Origin of the sequence: Paenibacillus sp. CR_12 (genome assembly GCF_041953985.1) — a bacterium.
Taxonomy (GTDB): domain Bacteria; phylum Bacillota; class Bacilli; order Paenibacillales; family Paenibacillaceae; genus Paenibacillus_AQ; species Paenibacillus_AQ lautus_A.
The window spans coordinates 86,672-103,403 of sequence record NZ_JAVFHO010000010.1; the positions used below are offsets into that span (position 1 = coordinate 86,672).

Here is a 16,732-nt window from a genome sequence, read left to right on the forward strand (position 1 = left end):
CATGTATAAGATTCATCCATGGTTAGAATAAAAACAGAAGGACTGTCCGGTTGGGAGATCTGAACGATCTTTGACGGGCAGTCCTTTGTGTTATGCGATTTGCATTTCGCTCTCGATTTCAGTAAGGTGGACAGTAGGAACGGGATAACAGCATGAAGACAGGAAACAGGAGGGACGATGATGAACGGTGGGCAGCGTTCCAATATCAAACCGGGGCTTGAGGTTGATATCGTACTGAAGCAGGACCAGAGAACGGGCAAATTAACCCGCGGCGTGGTCAAAGATATTTTGACCAATTCGCCCAACCATCCGCACGGCATTAAAGTACGTCTTCAGGACGGCCAAGTGGGACGGGTAAAGAACATTTACGAGACATAACATTCGATGCAGTCCGAGACTGCGGCCATAGGCTGCGGGATATAGCAAACCAAAAGCCGCATCCAAAACTTCGCAAATCTGAGGAGTTTTGGATGCGGCTTTTTTGCATTTCTATGCAACATTGCTCCCAATCCATCCGTCTGGAGGTTGAGGTGAACAAAAAAGATGAGAAGATACCTTTATATGGGGTTTATCTTGATGTTGATGTTAACGGGCTGCGCGAAGCAGGAGATGCAGGGGGCAGATCCGACTGGACCTTCATTGAATAAAGCTGCCAGGGGAAATCAGGCGGAAATTACCGACGGGGACTTCGTGTATCGACTCGTTAGCGAGAAAGAAGAGTATGAACAGGGAGATCAAGTTCAAGTATACGGGGAGCTGGAGTATATCGGCGAAGAGGATGAGATTACGATCGGCCATGCGGCCTCCGCTTTTTATTTCCCGATGAAAGAGCTCACAAGAGACTACAACATCAGTTATGCCATGAACGAGCCCTATATTACAACCAAGCTGAAAAAGGGCGAGCCGCTGCGCGAATATTACAAAATCGGCGGTGGATACGACAGCAGGGACGACAAGACATTCAAAGATTTCATCCGTTCGCTGAAGGATGGTTTTCCGGGCGGGCGCTACGTCGTCTACGGATCCGCGGATTTCGTGATTGATTCCATGTCGCAGGGCGCGAGTCAGAGCGGTTCGAACGGGGAAGAGCCAAAGCGCTATAAGATACAAGCCGAGATCGAATTCAGCGTAAACGAAGAGAAGGAATAAAGCAATAGAGGGGGTAACCCGCAGATTCTAGGAACCTGCGGGTTACCCCTTTTAGCATGCTTATTGGAAGCCTTGGCCCTGATGTGTGTTAGGAAAACCTTGTTGGCCGTATGAAGGCTGAATATGCTGTGTTTGGTTGTGGGCTTGTACGGAATACTCCACTTGTTTAACGATCTGGGAGATTTGCTGATACTGCTGCATCGCCTGTTGATGGCCTTGAAGGGCCGTTTGGATCATCTGCGCCGCTTGACGCTCACGCTGAGCGAGTTCCTCGAGTCGGGCCGCATTTTGCTGCTCTTGCTGCATCAGCTGCTGGTACATAGCCGAGCCCTGCTGCGTTTGCTGGGTCAGCTGCTGAAGAATTTGCTCGCACTGACGAATTTGCTGCGAAATTTGCGAGTTGTTGTTATTCATTGGATACATGGTTGTGTATTCCTCCTAAGAATTGTGGTTTCAATCCTTGGTTAGTGTACGGAAGAATACGTCAAATCATCCTGAATTATAATGTGAGCTGGCCTTCCAATATATGGACGAATTCCTCCAAAAAGGCTTGATCCTCTTGATCGAAACGGTTCTTGAGCGGACTGTCGATATCCAGAACGCCATATAATGCGCCATCCACCATCATGGGCACCACAATCTCGCTGTTCGAAGCCGCATCGCAGGCAATGTGCCCCGGGAACTCATGTACGTCGGCTACAAGCAGTGTCTGCTGTTTAGCCGCAGCGGTTCCGCAAACTCCGCGATTCATCGGAATCCGGATGCAAGCGGGCAGTCCTTGGAATGGCCCGAGCACCAGCTCTTTGCCATCATAAAGATAGAAGCCGACCCAATTCGTATCGGACAGGAACTGATTGAGCAGCGCAGATGCATTGGACAAGTTGGCAATGGCATTCGGCTCGTCGTGGATAAGTGCTTTCAACTGATTCAGGACCTGGGCGTATTGCTCGCTCCTAGTGCCTTCATAGGGTGTGTTTTGAAACATTGGATATCCGCCCTTCCTTCATTTGCGTTGATTCATTCACATTAGTATAAGTATATGATATTCGTCAAGGGACAAGCCATGGGAAGAAAGGCTCCGGCGAATCCGGCTGATTCCTGACCATGTCGCAGGGGTAATGTATGACATGACCAGGTATCAATTCAATCAGGTGGAGGGAGAGAAGATCGAATGCGCGCAGACGTTCAAAATTTGTTTATCGGTATTCATATGCTCTATCACGCCCATGAGCGGGACCTTACGATCAGCGAGATGCAGCCCGAGTTGGAGCGTCATGGATATAAGGTCGGCGACCGGGAGGTTAAGCATGAACTCGAACGCTTGACCGAGGAGAACTTCCTAACGGCGCACGGTGAGGGATACAGCCTCACGGGAGCCGGGATCGAGGAGTTCAAGGAAATCCAGATCAGGCTTAAGGAGCTTTGCGATGAAGTGCTTAAACCGGTGAACCCGAAAAAGGCCGATTCCATGGCGTAGGGCAGATAACAGCATAACAATTGAAAAAAGCCCCCGACTCACGCAGAACCAGCGTGCAGTGCGGGGGCTTTTTGAGCCGCCGTCCTATACTGTCTCAAGGGATCCGTCCAGCTCCAGTTGGAAGGTGCTTTGGGCTGGCGCTGCTTCCGGCTGCGCTGCACGGGCAGCTTCCGGCAGCGGTGCCTGGACGGGTTGATCTATATGTTCACGAAGGAAAGAGTGCACGCCTTCCCGATATTGCTCGGGATCCACATGATAAGCGTTCGCATGGATAGCGCCTTCGATAAGAAGAAGTTTTTTCGGGTCCGGTTTGGCTTCGTACATCTCGATGCTCATTCGGGTAGGCACGTAATTATCCTTGGTGCCATGGATGAACATAACCGGAAGCGTGCTGTTCCGAACAGCACGGATCGGGCTGACCTGATCGAGGCTGAACCCGGCTTTACGCCGAATTCTGGCGTTCACCCAGGACAGGAACGGCACGGAAGGGATTTTGTTGATGCGCGTGAGCTGATGCCGCATTAAATCCGTCAAATCGGAATACGGGCAATCCGCGATGACAAGCTTGACCTGCGGATCGGCGATGGATAAATACTCCAGCACGGTTCCGCCTCCCAGCGATTGTCCATGAAGCCCGATCGCCGCATCCTCGCCGTATTTGCGGGTAATCCAGCGCACCCACGCCTGCACGTCGTGTTTCTCATAATAACCGTAGGTGGTATAGCGTCCTTCGCTTCGTCCATGCCGGCGCTGATCGATCAGGAGCACGTTGTACCCCTCTTCCGTAAACAAATCAATGAATTGGGTGGATACGGCTCGCGAACCGGTATAGCCGTGGGCAAGAAGCATCCAGTGCTTGGAGCCGGGATTGTTTAGAATGGCTGCGCCGCACAGCTTCAACCCGTCAAAGCTCTTGATCGCCACTTCGTTCTTTTGAAGCGATTCATATTTCTCTCTGCTGTACAGTCCGGCTTTTTCCAGCACCGTGAACAGCTTGAGGTCATTTTTTACGCGCATCCGCGTAATCTGCAGATATCCGATTTGCGTAATGGCAGCGGCAATGACAACGACGGTGAACAGCAAGACAATCGCGATATACATACTCAGATGACTTCCTCCTTCTTCCGCACTGTACAAGGGAGCCGTGACAAGCATATTGACGGAAGCCTCCCGAATCCATCAATATATATACATCCAGCTCTAAGATGTTGATGGGGACCAGGATACGGATTGATTTTCGCTATACTCTTTTATACACGCACATAGTATCACCGGAAACAGCCGATGCAAGTCAGTTTTTTTGCGAGAGGGTGGAATACCATGTACAGATGCGAAGGAATCGTTCCGGGAATGAAGGGGCGGCGGATCCGGCTGCGAAGGATGGAGAGGGAGGATGCGGAAGCGATGCTGGGCTGTTGGTCCGATCCCGCCGTAGCCGCCTTTCTGGATATGCCCGTCATGGATTCGGCCGAGGACGCAAAGGCACTGATTGAGTGGCTGCAACGGCTTGCCGAGCAGGACGAAGCCATTCGCTGGGGCATCGAGATCACCGAAACAGGCCAATTGATCGGCAGCTGCGGATTTAATATTTGGCAGCTGGAGGGCGCGTTCAAGGGCGAGTTTGGGTGTGAGCTGGCAAGCCGTTATTGGGGGAAGGGCTATATGACCGAGGCGGCCGAGCTGGTTGCGGCTTTCGGGTACGCGTCCATGGGACTAAACCGAATCGAGGCTTTCGTCGATTCAAGAAATGAGCGTGCATGCCGATGGTTCGCGAAGCACGGTTATATGCGCGAAGGAGTGCTTCGCGATTATCGCCATACGTCCGGCGGTTATGTCGATGCCGTCGTTTTTTCGCGATTGAGAAAAGATTGGAACACGCTATAAGAGAGGCAGTTGGTGGAATATGCTGATTCAATATGAGAAGGGCGGCACGCTTCTTCATCGATATGATCCTTTGAGCAAGCTGGTGATCCTGTTCTGTACAGCGGTAATCGCCATGCTGCTCGACCAAGCCTGGCAGCAGGCGTTGTTTCTCCTGTTATGCATCGGCCAAGCCCGATTCGCCGGCCGGGTGTCTTGCAAGCGTCTGCTGGGAGGGATCCGGCTCATTGCAATCGTTGCGGTACCCTACTTCATTCTGACCAGCTTGACGGTCCAAGGGGACACCGTATGGCTGCAGTGGGGGCCCATCGCCCTGACGGTTGAGGCTCTGAACGCCGCGGGTGCCATGTCGCTCCGGATGTTTACGTTGTTTCTGACCTCGATGGCGTATATCTTGACGACGGATCCGAGAGAACTGGTTGCCGAGCTGACCAGACGTCTTCGAATCCCTTACCGGTTTGCGTTTGGCGTATCCGCTGCCCTGACCTTCATTCCGCTGTTGGAGGAGGAGGGTGCCCATATTCTGGCTGCCCAGCAGGTAAGGGGCCATCGACCGCCCAAGGGACTCGGAAGCCGCATCGGCTACGGATTGAAGTTTGTTTCGGCTGTCCTGCTTAATGCGCTGCGTCGTGTTCAGCAAACGGCGGGCGCAATGGAATCCAAAGGATTTGGCGCATATCCGGACCGAACCTATCGCACGGAGGTTAACATTCCTTCATGGGCGGTCGCATCGGCAGTTATGTATGTACTGGCAACGGTTTTCGTCTGGTGGATTGCCTGAATTGTTAACCTTAATCAACAAAAAATGGGTTGACGTTAAGAGCGGAAGTGTGCAAAATATGAAAAGAAGCGTTGACGAACGCTAGCACAGCCGCCGACGGCGGCTGGTATGAAGGAGGACTACCTTTGAATTCATCATCACAGAAAAAATGGTTTGCTTTTACGACGCAGGAGATTATCCTGATGGCGATGCTTGCTGCCGTTAATGCCGTTCTCACCGTATACATAGGGCCGGTTAACAAGCTGTTGAACAGTCTGGGCGGACCCATCGCCACTTCGACGACGACGGGAATCTACATGGTTTATGGACTCTTGGCTTACTACATCATTCGTAAACCGGGAACGGCGGTTGTCACGTTTGCGATCGGCGGCACGATTCAGGCTCTGACCGGTACGGTATACGGCATTGCTTCGTGTTTTGTGGCCGCGGGCTGCTACATGATCGTGGCGGAGACGATTTTCGCGATCTACCGATACAAAAAGTGGAGCGCCGGCGCTCTCATGCTGGTTGGCGGGGCGATGGTACCGCTCTGGTTCCTGTTCGCGGCCAACATGTTCGGGTATACGTCCTGGCCGATCGAAGTGCTTGGCATTGCGCTGGCGGTGCGTATTCTGAGCGGCGTTCTCCTCTGCGGCCTGTTAACTAAGGTTTTAGGCGAAGCGTTAGTGAAGACGGGCCTGCTCCGCCGGTTCGCCGTCGCCGTTAAGGGATAGCCCGATGTCGGGAACAAGGGTGTCATGCCGGGGACTGGGATTCCTCTATGACGGAGAGGAACGTCCGGTTATCCACGATATGAATCTGGACATAGCGGAGAGCGATTGGGTCGCGATTCTTGGTGCCAGCGGCAGCGGGAAGTCGACGCTGTGCCAGCTGTTATGCGGCCTTCTTCCGCGGAGCGGCGGAGGCGCAAGAACGGGGGAAGTGCTGCTGGACGGCATGGATCCTGCAGCGGCGCCGATAGCCGACGTAGCGGATGCGGTCGGGGTGCTGTTTCAGGATCCGGATGCCCAGCTCGTTCAGGGGATCGTAGAGGACGAAGCGGCCTTCGGTCCTGAAAATATGCGGGTTCCGCCCGCGGAAATCGAGGAGCGGGTGGTGCAGTCCCTTGCGGCGGTCGGGCTGCTTCACCGGCGGACCGATCCGGTGCGCAGCCTGTCCGGCGGACAGCGGCAGCGCACGGCCTTGGCCGCGGTGCTGGCGCTGCGCCCGCGGCTCTTCGTCTTCGACGACGCCTGCGCCAGCCTGGATGCCGCGGCGCAGGCGAATTTCCTGCAGCTGTGCCATAAGCTGCAGGCGGAGGGCCGGACGCTGATCACCGCGTCCGGCCGCTTTGACGATGTCGCGCGCGCCGCGGGGCGCGTCATCGTCTTGGACGGCGGCACCGTCGTGCAGGACGGGCCGCCGGAGGAGCTGCTGCACCGCTGCGGGGAGCAGCTGGTGCAGCTGGGCTTGCTGCCTCGGCCCGCAGGCGAGGCAGCGAGTGCCGCCGCCGGGGACAAGCCTGTCCCGGCAACAACTCCCCCGCATCCGGCAGTGCGCCATGCGGAATTGCCGGTCCCCGCAGGTTCCGCGAGTGCGGCGGTATCCCATGCGGGCAAGCCAGTTCCTGCAGGTTCCGTAACTGCGGCGGAATCCCATGCAGAAGGCGCCAGGCTGTCTGCCGTTTCCCCGCTGCTCCGGATCGATTCGCTGACGTTTGCGTATCCCGGCGGCCGGGAGGCGCTGCGCGACATCGATGCGAAGATTGATCCCGGCGACTGGGTGCTGCTGACGGGGGAGAACGGATCGGGCAAAACGACGCTCAGCCGCCTGATCATGGGCCTGCTGCCGGCTCCGGGAGGCAGCATACGCTGGCAAGGGGAAGATACGAAGGGAATGGCCGTCTACCGCAGGGCCGAGTCGATCGGCTACGTGTTCCAGCAGCCGGAATATATGTTTACGGCCCCGAATGTTTGGGAGGAGCTGATCTACAGCCTCCATGGCGGGATGTCCGTGAAGAAGCGTCCGGAGCTGACGGCCGGCCAGCAGCAGCGGGCGAGGTTTCTGTTAGAGATGGCGGGACTTACGGATCGTCTTCAAATGTCTCCTTATTTGCTTAGTCAGGGCGAGAAGCGACTCTTAAGCATCATCAGCCAATTGATGCTGGAAAGACCGCTGTATATCCTGGACGAGCCGACCTCGGGAATGGACTATGCCGCCATCGATAAAGTAACCGAGCTGTGCCGTTATGTCATCGGGGAAGGCTCGGCCGTCCTGATGATCACGCACGATCCCGAGCTCATGAAGCGGCACGCCACTTCCTTTATTCATCTGCGGAACGGGAAAATGTCTGTGCAACCTTCGCGGTAACCTTTATAATAGAAACGTTACATGATGTGAAAGCGCTCCTGGTATCGGGAGGCGCTTTTATGCTGTTGGCCCCGGTTTTGTCCTAATAGGATCGGCAGGGACAGGAGTCATGCCGGGGCCGTCTAGAGTAAAGGGGACGAAGGAACGTGGGTGTATTAAGACAAGACAAACGCAGTTATATCCTGGTCGGTATTCTGTTATCCACCTTTATGGCTGCGATCGAAGGAACGGTTGTCGGTCCGGCGGGTCCGGCCATTATCAGCAGCTTCGGCAGCGTAAGCCTGATGAGCTGGATTTTTACGGCCTATCTGCTGACGATGGCCGTTACGACGCCGATTTTCGGTAAAATAAGCGATTTATATGGACGCAAGCCCGTATTTTTATACGGCTCGCTGATCTTTCTCGTAGGCTCATTGCTGTGCGGGCTGTCGCAGAACATGACGCAGCTGATCATTTTCAGGGCAATCCAAGGGATCGGAGCCGGTGCGGTTATACCGGTGACATTCACGATTGTCGGAGACATTTACAATCTGGAGGAACGAGGGAAGATTCAAGGGATGATCAGCTCCGTTTGGGGAATTTCATCGCTGATCGGACCGCTGCTTGGCGGGTATTTCGTGGATTACTTGTCCTGGCACTGGATCTTTGTTTTTAATGTTCCGTTCGGGCTGTTATCGATAGGGCTGATTTTCCGTTATTTCAAAGAGGAGCGCAACGCCCGCGAAGTATCGATCGATTACGGGGGGGCGGCCCTGTTTACCGTGGGAATGACCGCGCTGCTGTTTGCGCTCGCGGTCGGCGGCGGGGAGAGCTATTCCTGGAATTCTCCGTTCATGCTCGGTCTGATGATCGGTTCCGTGGTGCTGCTCGCTGCGTTCCTGGTGGTGGAGAGCAGGGTGAAGGAGCCGATGCTGCCGCTCCATCTGTTCAAGATCCGGGATATTACGGTATCGACGATAGCCAATATTCTGGTAAGTGCGCTTATCATCGGGTTGACCACGTATTTGCCGCTGTGGATTCAAGGCGTTCGTGGCGGCAACGCCACCTTGTCGGGTCTGACGCTGGCCCCGATGTCGATCGGATGGCTGATCGGCTCGATCATCAGCGGTCGCCTGATCGTTAAATCCGGCTCACGGAATACGGCGCTGATCGGCGTCGTGCTTCTAATCATCGGAGCGGTGGGATTGGCGTTCATGCATAAGGATACGGCGCTGGGCGTGCTGCTGGTCTTTACGTTCATTTATGGCGTCGGCTTCGGTTATATCTCCACCTTGTTTCAGATCATTGCGCAATCCTCGGTCGGCTATGAGGTTCGCGGAGCTTCCACGGCGCTGAACTCCTTCATCCGGACGTTCGGTCAGACCGTGGGCGTAGCGGTGTTCGGATTATGGGTCAATGCGGGAATCGCGGGCAGGCTTGCCGCTGAGCCGGATGCGGCCGGCATTACGAGCGACGACATTAACAAATTGCTCTCCCCGCATGGAATGGCCGAACTGCCGGAAGGGTCAGGCAGCCTGTTGAGCGGAATACTGGAGGGAAGCCTTAATTCCCTGTTCGTGGTGATGGCCGTGATGGCGGTGATCTGTATGTTGATCGTGGCCGCCTTCCGCAATGCGCCCCCTGAACCGGAGGCGGGAGAGGAACAACCGTCAGGCCATTGATCGATGGACGCATGTAAGGCATATATTTCATAATAAAAATGTAACAGGACCCCGGTCTCTTTGAGGCCGTGATCCTGTTTTTTTGTTGGATGCGCTCTTTGGGGGCTGCGCAAACGTCCATGTCGTAACAATCCCTTCGAAAGTGCCCGAAATCTTGCTTTTATGCCCTACACGGCACAGGGCGAACTCCGATATAATAAACATATTTCGCTATAAATGACTTCTCACACTACATAAACCAAGGGGCTGCCGATGTATGTCCAAATTTAATCTGTTCCGAAAAATCGTCCTGTTCATTTTTCTGATGTTGATTCCGATTGTCGGCCTCTATTTCTATTCGAACCAAACCACGACGAACGTGCTCAGCAAGGAGCTCAGCCAATCGAATACGAACCAGCTTGTTTTTTTTCAGAATCAGGTGAATACCAATATCGATATTTTGGCATCATGGCCGAATTTGCTCCTGCATGACCCGGACATCTCAAGCTTTCGGGATATATATTTGGAGGATAAGTATCTGAACCTGGACGCGATTAATCTGGTGAAGCAAATTCAGACGAAGCTGAGCATACAGGAGAGCTCTTCGAACTGGCGGAGCCATCTGGCCATTTATTCCCCATCCCTCGGGCGGGTGGTCACCGAAAGCGATGCCGGGTTTTATTCGCCCGAGGAGCTCGCGGAGGACGTGAAGCCGGGGTGGCAGGTCACTCCTTATTACGAGGGGAGCGACCGGCGTTTCCTGTTTGTCTGGTATTCGGTGGCACCGTATTCCACCCAGCATCATACGGGCAAGTCGAATACCGTGATCAAGGTTGAATTCGACAGCACCAACATCCAGGATATGCTGGACCGCTTTAAGAGCGACGGAAGGAGCGATCCGTTCTACTATAAACCGGATTCGGGCGTTATCTACAACCGTACCGCGGACCAGGAACTGATTAACCATATGATGGCGGAGCTGGATCGGGAGCCGCTCGAAGACGTGGAGAACCGCGTGAAGGAAGTGGGCGGCAAAACCTATTCGGTCAGCATCGTATTATCGGAAACGACCGGATGGTATTTGATAGACTATATTCCGCTATCGGACATTATGAAGCCGATCCATACGTCGAACAGGCTCTTTTATATTTCGATCGCAGCATTGCTCCTGATGAGCTGCCTCGCCGCATATCTGCTGTACTCCCAGGTTCAGGTTCCGATCAAGCAGCTGGTTTATGTGTTCCGAAGGCTCCAAGCCGGGGATTACGGGGTGAGGATGAAGGTAGCGGGCCGTAACGAGTTCAGTTTTCTGGCCACGAGATTTAACTCGATGGTGGAGCAGATTCAGGAGCTGTTCGAGCATGTATACATGGAGAAGATCCATGTCAGGGAAGCGAAGCTGAAGCAGCTGCAGTCCCAGATCAATCCCCATTTCTTCTACAATTGCTTCTCGTTTATTACCAGCATGGCGAAGCTTCGGAAATACGAAGCCGTCGTGGCGATGTCGCACAGCTTGTCCCGGTATTTCCGATATACCACGCGTCAGGAACGGGAGCTGGTTCCCTTGTCGGACGAGGTGGAGTTCGTTACGCATTATCTGGAAATCCAGCAGATGCGGATGAGGCGTCTCCAATATCATCTTGATTTGACGGAGGAAGCGGAAGGCATGGAGATCCCGCCGCTGGTCATTCAGCCCTTGGTGGAGAATGCCGTGCTGCATGGCATTGAACCTCACTCGGGCGACGGTGAAATCAGGGTAACCTTCCGGATTGTGAACGGTCTGGCCTGCATTCAAGTGGATGATAACGGAATCGGCATGAACGGGGAGAAGCTGGCCGAGCTGGAGGCCCGGCTGAACAGGCCGATGGATCAGGAGATGGGCTGCGGCGTCTGGAATGTTCACCAGCGCATGCGGCTGCGTTATGGCGAAGAAGCCGGCCTGCGGTTTGCGGCATCTCCGCAAGGCGGCGTACGGGCTGTACTCTACTGGCCATTGCCGGAACGCTTGGGAAGAATCAATCAAAGTCAGGGCAGGGGGCAAAGAGTCGATGAATATCTTATTGGTTGATGACGAGAGTTATGTTACGGAAAGCTTATATCAGACGATACCATGGCGTGAGCTGGATATTGAAGAAGTGTATCAGGCTTCTTCCGCCCTGGAGGCGATCGACCTGCTGGAGGAGCAGGACATCGATGTGGTGGTTACGGATGTTCGGATGCCGGTGATGACCGGCCTGGAGCTGATGGAGACCATAACCGAGCGTTGGACGCATATCCGCTGCATTTTACTTACGGGTTATTCGGATTTTGAATATGCCAAGCAGGCGATTCGGCTGCAGGCATCCGATTACATTTTGAAGCCGGTGGACGATGGTGAATTCATGCGGAGCGTGAGCTCCGCCTTGGCGTCGATCCAGGAGGAGCGGAAGGAGCTTGGGCACTACCATCAGCTGATGTACAGCCGCAAATCGGATCTCGGCATTCTGCGAAACAGCCTCATGCATGATCTCTTGCTGGGACGCGAGATGCCGCGTCATTCGCTTGATCACAAGCTTCATGAATATGAAATTCCGCTCCGAACAGACCAGCGGACGATCATGCTGCTGATCCAGCTAGGGCAGAGGTTTACGGGAATGGACGACTATTCGGTGGGACTGATGGAATATGCCATCGGCAACATTGCCGAGGAGGTATTTGCCGAGCTGCTCCATGTGTGGTCCTGTAAAACGCCGCATCATTGTTTGATTCTATTGGCTCAGCCCAAGAGAGTGCCGAACGCTGGAGATATGGAAACATTCGCGGATTCCCGCGAATTGAAACGGTATATAACCCAGTTTCAACAGGATGTGGGCAGCTATTTAAAGGGAAGCATTTCGGTTTTCGTGTCAGACTCCTTTGATTTTCCGGGGGAACTGGGATCCGTTTACCGGTCGGGACTAAGCTCGCTTTACCTCTGGGGAAACGGAGATCATGAAGCTATCCGATTCGCGGAAGACCATGATGACCGGCTGCATGAGCCTGTATGGGACGTTACCCAGGCGTTTGCAAAGCCGCCCAGCCTGCTGCATCTGCTGGAAACAAGGCAGTGGGATGCCGCCCGGGACAAAATAGAACAAGTTTTTGCAGAAGTTGAAACCGCATTCATCGGGCAGACGGCGTTGTATGAAATATTTTTATCGGTTGCGAATGCCTATATGTACATTGCTCACAAGCAGGGGCATTACATTCATCAGCTGGACCAGGCCGGCTGGGACCCCTTATATATTCAGCAGGTGGTTCAGTCGGCTGCCAAGCTGCGCTCCTGGTCGCTTGATATGCTGAATAAACTTCATGATATCTCGTCCGAACAGGAGACAACGAGCAAGAGCCATATCATCAAGCAGGTCCAGGAGATGGTGACTGCCGATTCGGGTCACGACCTGTCCGTCAAGACGATTGCGGACCGGGTATTTCTGCATCCGGTATATTTATCCAAGATTTATAAGAGCGAAACCGGAGAGGGACTCGGCGATTATATCATCCGCAAGCGAATGGAGCGGGCGTTATATCTGCTGAAGCATACGAACAAGAAGATTTATGAAATTACCGCTGAGCTCGGATACCAGAATCCGCAGTATTTCAGCAAGATGTTCCGGAAGCACTACGGAATGACCCCGAACGAATACAGAGACCAAGGATGTTGCTAAAGGTGCAGAAATCTTCGATTCGTGACATAGGATGCGGCTGCCGGCCCCTCTATAATTAAACATGTAATCCATAAGGTGGTAGAAGGGGGATTTAACGATGACCGCTAGAAGAAAGAAATGGTTCCCGATCCTGGCCGCGTCCTTGCTCCTGGCCGGATCCTTGGCCGGATGCTCCGGCGGCGAGCCGAAACCGGAAGCGGCGCAGCAGCCGGCCGAATCCAAAACTGAAAACGTCTACAAAGAGAAATACGATCCGGAAGTTACGATTACGACGGTGTGGGGCGTCGATCCGACGCTTCAATTCAAGAATGGGGAAACGATCGAGAACAACGTGGCTACGAAGTGGGCCAAGGAGAAGTTTGGCATCAACATCAAATCGTTGTGGTCCATTACGGATACCAACGGCGCTTTTGCAACCAAGCTGCGGCTGGCCATGTCCTCCGGACAGGAAATGCCGGATATCGTCACGCTCGGCACCGAAAATCAGCAGCTGGCCCAGGATTTGATCGATTCCGGCATGTTTGCCGAGGTCGGCACGCTGTTTGACCAGTATGCATCGGAAACGTGGAAGAACGCGATGAATCTGGATCCCAACGTGTGGAATCAGTACAGCCGGGACGGTAAGCGAATGGGGCTTCCGGTTCTGGATTTTGCCTATAATCACGACTATGTATTATGGATCCGGCAGGATTGGCTGGACAAGCTGGGGATGAGCGCACCGAAAACGATGGATGAGCTTGAGCAGGTGATGGATGCTTTCAAGAATCAGAACCCGTCCGGTCTTGCTCCGGATAAAGTCACGCCGCTGAGCATCGGCTTCAAAACGTCCATGAGCACCTGGATGGGCGATCCGTCATGGATATTCGGCGCTTACGGAACGCTGCCGCAGCAGTGGAACGTGGCTGAGGACGGAAGCCTGGAATACGGCTCGGTCCATGCGGGCATGAAGCAGGGCTTGGTGAAGCTGAACGAGTGGATGAATAAAGGATACATTCCGAAGGAAGCCGCATTGTGGGATGAGAACAAAACGGCGGAGCCGGCTGTAGCCGGAACGGCCGGCATCATTCCGGGGCCTTACTGGATGAGCGGCTGGCCGCTGATCGATACCGTGAAGAATGCGCCGGAAGCCGTCTGGAAGCCTGTCCAGATTCCGGCTGGCCCTGACGGCATTGCGATGCGCCATGGAACGCAGTATACGAACGGCGTTACCCTGATCCATAAAGATATGGAGCATCCTGAGGCCTTCTTCACGTATCAAAACTACTTGTTCGATAACTTTGCCGTATCCAAGGAAGGCGGCGAATTTGCCAACGGGCTGTTCGAGGGCTACGACTTCGAGCTCGATGCCAATGGCGAAATGGTGCCCAACGATCAGATCCAAGGCGGTTACGTGAATGTCGTCCGTTACTTGCTGGTCCGCGACGGTGCCCGCATTCCGGACGAGCAGATGAAAGCGCTGCTGAAGCTGGCGAAAGGCGGGAAGCCGGAGAGCCGCCTCGAAAAGGACGTTGCGGTCAACTATGGCAAGGATACCCCTGCCGCTGCGGAAGTGCTGCTCTCCCAAGAGGAGATCTCCAAGAAGAACATGTTTACGGGACCGGTAACCGCCACCATGAAATCGAAGTGGGATTATCTCCTGAAGATCGAGAACCAAACCCTGAACGAGATCATTTACGGCAAACAGCCCGTTGAATCGTTTGATACGTTTGTGGAAACGTGGAAAGCCGGAGGCGGGGAACAGATCACCAAAGAGGTTAACGAATGGTATCAAAGCGTGAAGTAGTTGTGGTTACCGAGTAATGAAGGGCGGCCTGCCTAGGCCGTCTTTTTTGTTCCATGAGAGACGCTGCAAATTGATTGCTATCGTGCCATGAATATTGGTTTTGTGGGCTACTGCGCCCCGTGGGACGGGTCCTATAATCAAGAGGTAGATTGATTTAACGGGAGGATCTTGGATGAAGAGGATGAAAAAAACATGGCCTTTCCACGTCATGCTGCTGCCGGCCCTTATCTGTCTGTTCTTGTTCAGTTATTTGCCGATGGGCGGCATCATTATGGCTTTTCAGGACTATAAGCCGTGGGAGGGCGTTGGCGGCTCCGCATGGGTGGGCTTGGACAATTTCCGATACTTGTTTGAAAGGCAGGACAGCATGCAGGTCATATGGAACACCTTTGTCATCGCGGTGATGAAAATCGTGTTCAATCTGCTGATTCCGTTCGTGTTTGCCATTCTGCTGAATGAAATCCGAAAAACGGCGCTTCAGCGGAGCATCCAAACGATGGTGTATTTGCCCCACTTTTTGTCCTGGGTCATCCTGGGCGGAATTTTGATCGAAATGCTCGCCGTCGACGGCTTTGTTAATCGAATTCTGGCCGCTGTCGGCATCGATCCGATCTTTTTTCTCGGAGACAATAACTGGTTCCGGTTCACGGTGATCGTATCCGACGTTTGGAAGGAGTTTGGCTACAATACGATTGTATTCCTGGCTGCGCTGGCCGGCGTTAGCCCGACCCTGTACGAAGCCGCGGAAATCGATGGAGCGGGACGCCTGAAACAAACGCTTCATATCACGATCCCTTCCATGATTCCCATCACGATCGTTGTCGGGACCTTGGCGCTCGGCAACATCCTGAATGCCGGGTTTGACCAAATCTTCAACCTGTACAATCCGCTGGTATACGAGAAAGGCGATATCATCGATACCTTTGTATACCGGACAGCGATCCTGAATGGCGAGATGGGGTTCGGAACGGCTATCGGCTTGTTCAAATCCGTGATCAGCATGGTCCTTATTCTCGTATCCTATCGGCTGGCCTACAAGTGGGCGGGCTACCGTATATTCTAGCAGAGCGAAAGAGGGAGAGCCATGTACCATAAAACGATGGAATACCGCATATTTAACGTGTTTAATACCTGCTTGCTTGTCGCGCTGGCCATTCTCTGCATCATTCCGCTGCTTCATGTGCTGGCGATTTCGTTCAGCTCCAAAGCCGCTGCCGACGCCAGTCTGGTGGGATTATGGCCGGTCGATTTTTCGCTGGAAGCTTACAAGAAAACGATCAATAACCCGGCATTTCTACACTCGATCTGGATCTCGATTGCACGTACCGTACTGGGAACGGCTTTGACCCTTGCCGTGACGTTTCTGGCCGCATATCCGCTGTCCAAAGAGAACCGCGTCTTCCGCAGCCGCAGTGTTTATTCCTGGCTGTTTGTGTTCAGCATGGTGTTCAATGGAGGCCTGGTGCCGTTCTATATCGTGATTCAGAAGCTGGGCCTGATCAACTCCTTCTGGGTGCTGGTGATCCCCGGCACCGTGAACACCTTTTTGGTGATCCTGATGCTGAACTTCTTCAGGGGAATTCCGAAAGAACTGGAGGAAGCGGCTTTCATCGATGGAGCCGGCCATTTCAAAACGCTGTTTAAGATTTATTTGCCGATCTCGCTGCCCTCGATTGCCACGATTGCGCTGTTCAGCATGGTGTTCCACTGGAACTCGTGGTTTGACGGGCTGCTGTATCTGAACAATGCCAAGGATTTCCCGCTGGCGACCTTCCTGCAGACGGTCATTATCCAGCGGGACATGAGCTCGATGAGCATGAGCCCGAAGGAGATGGAGCTGTTGTCCCAGACGACGGTGAATGCCGCACAGATCTTTATCGGCGCGGCGCCCATCCTGCTGGTTTATCCTTTTTTGCAGCGTTTTTTCGTTAAAGGGATGACGCTGGGTTCTGTCAAAGAATAAGAGATGCGATCCTATCAGGAAAC

At 53.8% G+C, this 16,732-nt stretch carries 16 protein-coding genes; 13 read left to right on the forward strand and 3 right to left on the reverse strand.

From position 1 onward, the window contains the following. The first annotated feature begins 180 nt into the window (after positions 1-180). Positions 181-378 (forward strand): YwbE family protein, encoded by a 198-nt coding sequence (locus RB297_RS27130; RefSeq protein ID WP_036673676.1) that lies wholly within the window; start codon positions 181-183, stop codon positions 376-378. 198 nt (positions 379-576) lie between these two features. Then, positions 577-1,149, forward strand: a complete 573-nt coding sequence (locus RB297_RS27135; RefSeq protein ID WP_249732845.1) for a hypothetical protein — start codon at positions 577-579, stop codon at positions 1,147-1,149. A 60-nt stretch (positions 1,150-1,209) separates the two neighbouring features. On the opposite strand, the gene RB297_RS27140 is transcribed toward RB297_RS27135, so the two are convergent. Together RB297_RS27140 and RB297_RS27145 are read right to left on the reverse strand one after the other, a co-directional pair. Continuing rightward, positions 1,210-1,572 carry a hypothetical protein gene (locus RB297_RS27140; RefSeq protein ID WP_012818992.1) on the reverse strand — a complete coding sequence of 121 codons (363 nt, stop codon included), beginning with the start codon at positions 1,570-1,572 and terminating at the stop codon, positions 1,210-1,212. 76 nt (positions 1,573-1,648) lie between these two features. Beyond that, positions 1,649-2,134: a GAF domain-containing protein gene (locus RB297_RS27145; protein WP_192569754.1), complete on the reverse strand. Its 486-nt coding sequence runs from the start codon at positions 2,132-2,134 to the stop codon at positions 1,649-1,651. A gap of 186 nt (positions 2,135-2,320) precedes the next feature. On the opposite strand from RB297_RS27145, the gene RB297_RS27150 reads away from it, so the two are divergent. Then, positions 2,321-2,626 carry a hypothetical protein gene (locus RB297_RS27150; RefSeq protein ID WP_009594879.1) on the forward strand — a complete coding sequence of 102 codons (306 nt, stop codon included), beginning with the start codon at positions 2,321-2,323 and terminating at the stop codon, positions 2,624-2,626. A gap of 84 nt (positions 2,627-2,710) precedes the next feature. On the opposite strand, the gene RB297_RS27155 is transcribed toward RB297_RS27150, so the two are convergent. After that, positions 2,711-3,781: an alpha/beta hydrolase gene (locus RB297_RS27155; RefSeq protein WP_375121867.1), complete on the reverse strand. Its 1,071-nt coding sequence runs from the start codon at positions 3,779-3,781 to the stop codon at positions 2,711-2,713. 165 nt (positions 3,782-3,946) lie between these two features. Between RB297_RS27155 and RB297_RS27160 the strand changes: the two genes are divergently transcribed. The 10 genes from RB297_RS27160 (at position 3,947) to RB297_RS27205 (ending at position 16,709) form a co-directional block, all read left to right on the forward strand. Further along, complete coding sequence (locus tag RB297_RS27160; RefSeq protein ID WP_213580195.1) at positions 3,947-4,510, forward strand: GNAT family N-acetyltransferase; 564 nt, start codon at positions 3,947-3,949, stop codon at positions 4,508-4,510. A 19-nt stretch (positions 4,511-4,529) separates the two neighbouring features. After that, a complete protein-coding gene (locus tag RB297_RS27165) occupies positions 4,530-5,288 on the forward strand; it encodes an energy-coupling factor transporter transmembrane component T family protein (protein WP_096777029.1) in 759 nt (252 codons plus the stop codon). Between the two features lie 125 nt (positions 5,289-5,413). After that, positions 5,414-6,001 carry an ECF transporter S component gene (locus tag RB297_RS27170; RefSeq protein WP_375121869.1) on the forward strand — a complete coding sequence of 196 codons (588 nt, stop codon included), beginning with the start codon at positions 5,414-5,416 and terminating at the stop codon, positions 5,999-6,001. A gap of 4 nt (positions 6,002-6,005) precedes the next feature. Further along, the gene (locus RB297_RS27175; protein WP_375121870.1) at positions 6,006-7,637 is read left to right on the forward strand and encodes an ABC transporter ATP-binding protein; all 1,632 of its coding nucleotides are present in this window, start codon (positions 6,006-6,008) and stop codon (positions 7,635-7,637) included. 146 nt (positions 7,638-7,783) lie between these two features. Next, a complete protein-coding gene (locus RB297_RS27180; protein WP_096777026.1) occupies positions 7,784-9,298 on the forward strand; it encodes an MDR family MFS transporter in 1,515 nt (504 codons plus the stop codon). A gap of 256 nt (positions 9,299-9,554) precedes the next feature. After that, entirely contained in the window at positions 9,555-11,345 is a 1,791-nt protein-coding gene (locus RB297_RS27185; protein WP_277747828.1) for a sensor histidine kinase, read from the forward strand. Further along, on the forward strand, positions 11,326-12,963 hold the full coding sequence (locus RB297_RS27190; RefSeq protein ID WP_375121871.1) for a response regulator: 1,638 nt from the start codon (positions 11,326-11,328) through the stop codon (positions 12,961-12,963). Before RB297_RS27185 ends, RB297_RS27190 begins: the two co-directional genes overlap by 20 nt. A 97-nt stretch (positions 12,964-13,060) precedes the next feature. Further along, positions 13,061-14,746, forward strand: a complete 1,686-nt coding sequence (locus RB297_RS27195) for a type 2 periplasmic-binding domain-containing protein (protein ID WP_213580199.1) — start codon at positions 13,061-13,063, stop codon at positions 14,744-14,746. Between the two features lie 172 nt (positions 14,747-14,918). Next, a complete protein-coding gene (locus RB297_RS27200; RefSeq protein ID WP_036664449.1) occupies positions 14,919-15,809 on the forward strand; it encodes an ABC transporter permease in 891 nt (296 codons plus the stop codon). A gap of 21 nt (positions 15,810-15,830) precedes the next feature. Beyond that, a complete protein-coding gene (locus RB297_RS27205; protein WP_009594891.1) occupies positions 15,831-16,709 on the forward strand; it encodes a carbohydrate ABC transporter permease in 879 nt (292 codons plus the stop codon). Positions 16,710-16,732: the final 23 nt, after the last annotated feature.

Bases quoted from the DNA above. Each gene is read 5' to 3' on its own strand.
- RB297_RS27130 (WP_036673676.1), top strand. From the start codon at position 181: ATGAACGGTGGGCAGCGTTCCAATATCAAACCGGGGCTTGAGGTTGAT.
- RB297_RS27135 (WP_249732845.1), top strand. From the start codon at position 577: ATGTTGATGTTAACGGGCTGCGCGAAGCAGGAGATGCAGGGGGCAGAT.
- RB297_RS27140 (WP_012818992.1), bottom strand. From the start codon at position 1,572: ATGTATCCAATGAATAACAACAACTCGCAAATTTCGCAGCAAATTCGT.
- RB297_RS27145 (WP_192569754.1), bottom strand. From the start codon at position 2,134: ATGTTTCAAAACACACCCTATGAAGGCACTAGGAGCGAGCAATACGCC.
- RB297_RS27150 (WP_009594879.1), top strand. From the start codon at position 2,321: ATGCGCGCAGACGTTCAAAATTTGTTTATCGGTATTCATATGCTCTAT.
- RB297_RS27155 (WP_375121867.1), bottom strand. From the start codon at position 3,781: ATGCTTGTCACGGCTCCCTTGTACAGTGCGGAAGAAGGAGGAAGTCAT.
- RB297_RS27160 (WP_213580195.1), top strand. From the start codon at position 3,947: ATGTACAGATGCGAAGGAATCGTTCCGGGAATGAAGGGGCGGCGGATC.
- RB297_RS27165 (WP_096777029.1), top strand. From the start codon at position 4,530: ATGCTGATTCAATATGAGAAGGGCGGCACGCTTCTTCATCGATATGAT.
- RB297_RS27175 (WP_375121870.1), top strand. From the start codon at position 6,006: ATGTCGGGAACAAGGGTGTCATGCCGGGGACTGGGATTCCTCTATGAC.
- RB297_RS27185 (WP_277747828.1), top strand. From the start codon at position 9,555: ATGTCCAAATTTAATCTGTTCCGAAAAATCGTCCTGTTCATTTTTCTG.
- RB297_RS27190 (WP_375121871.1), top strand. From the start codon at position 11,326: ATGAATATCTTATTGGTTGATGACGAGAGTTATGTTACGGAAAGCTTA.
- RB297_RS27195 (WP_213580199.1), top strand. From the start codon at position 13,061: ATGACCGCTAGAAGAAAGAAATGGTTCCCGATCCTGGCCGCGTCCTTG.
- RB297_RS27200 (WP_036664449.1), top strand. From the start codon at position 14,919: ATGAAGAGGATGAAAAAAACATGGCCTTTCCACGTCATGCTGCTGCCG.
- RB297_RS27205 (WP_009594891.1), top strand. From the start codon at position 15,831: ATGTACCATAAAACGATGGAATACCGCATATTTAACGTGTTTAATACC.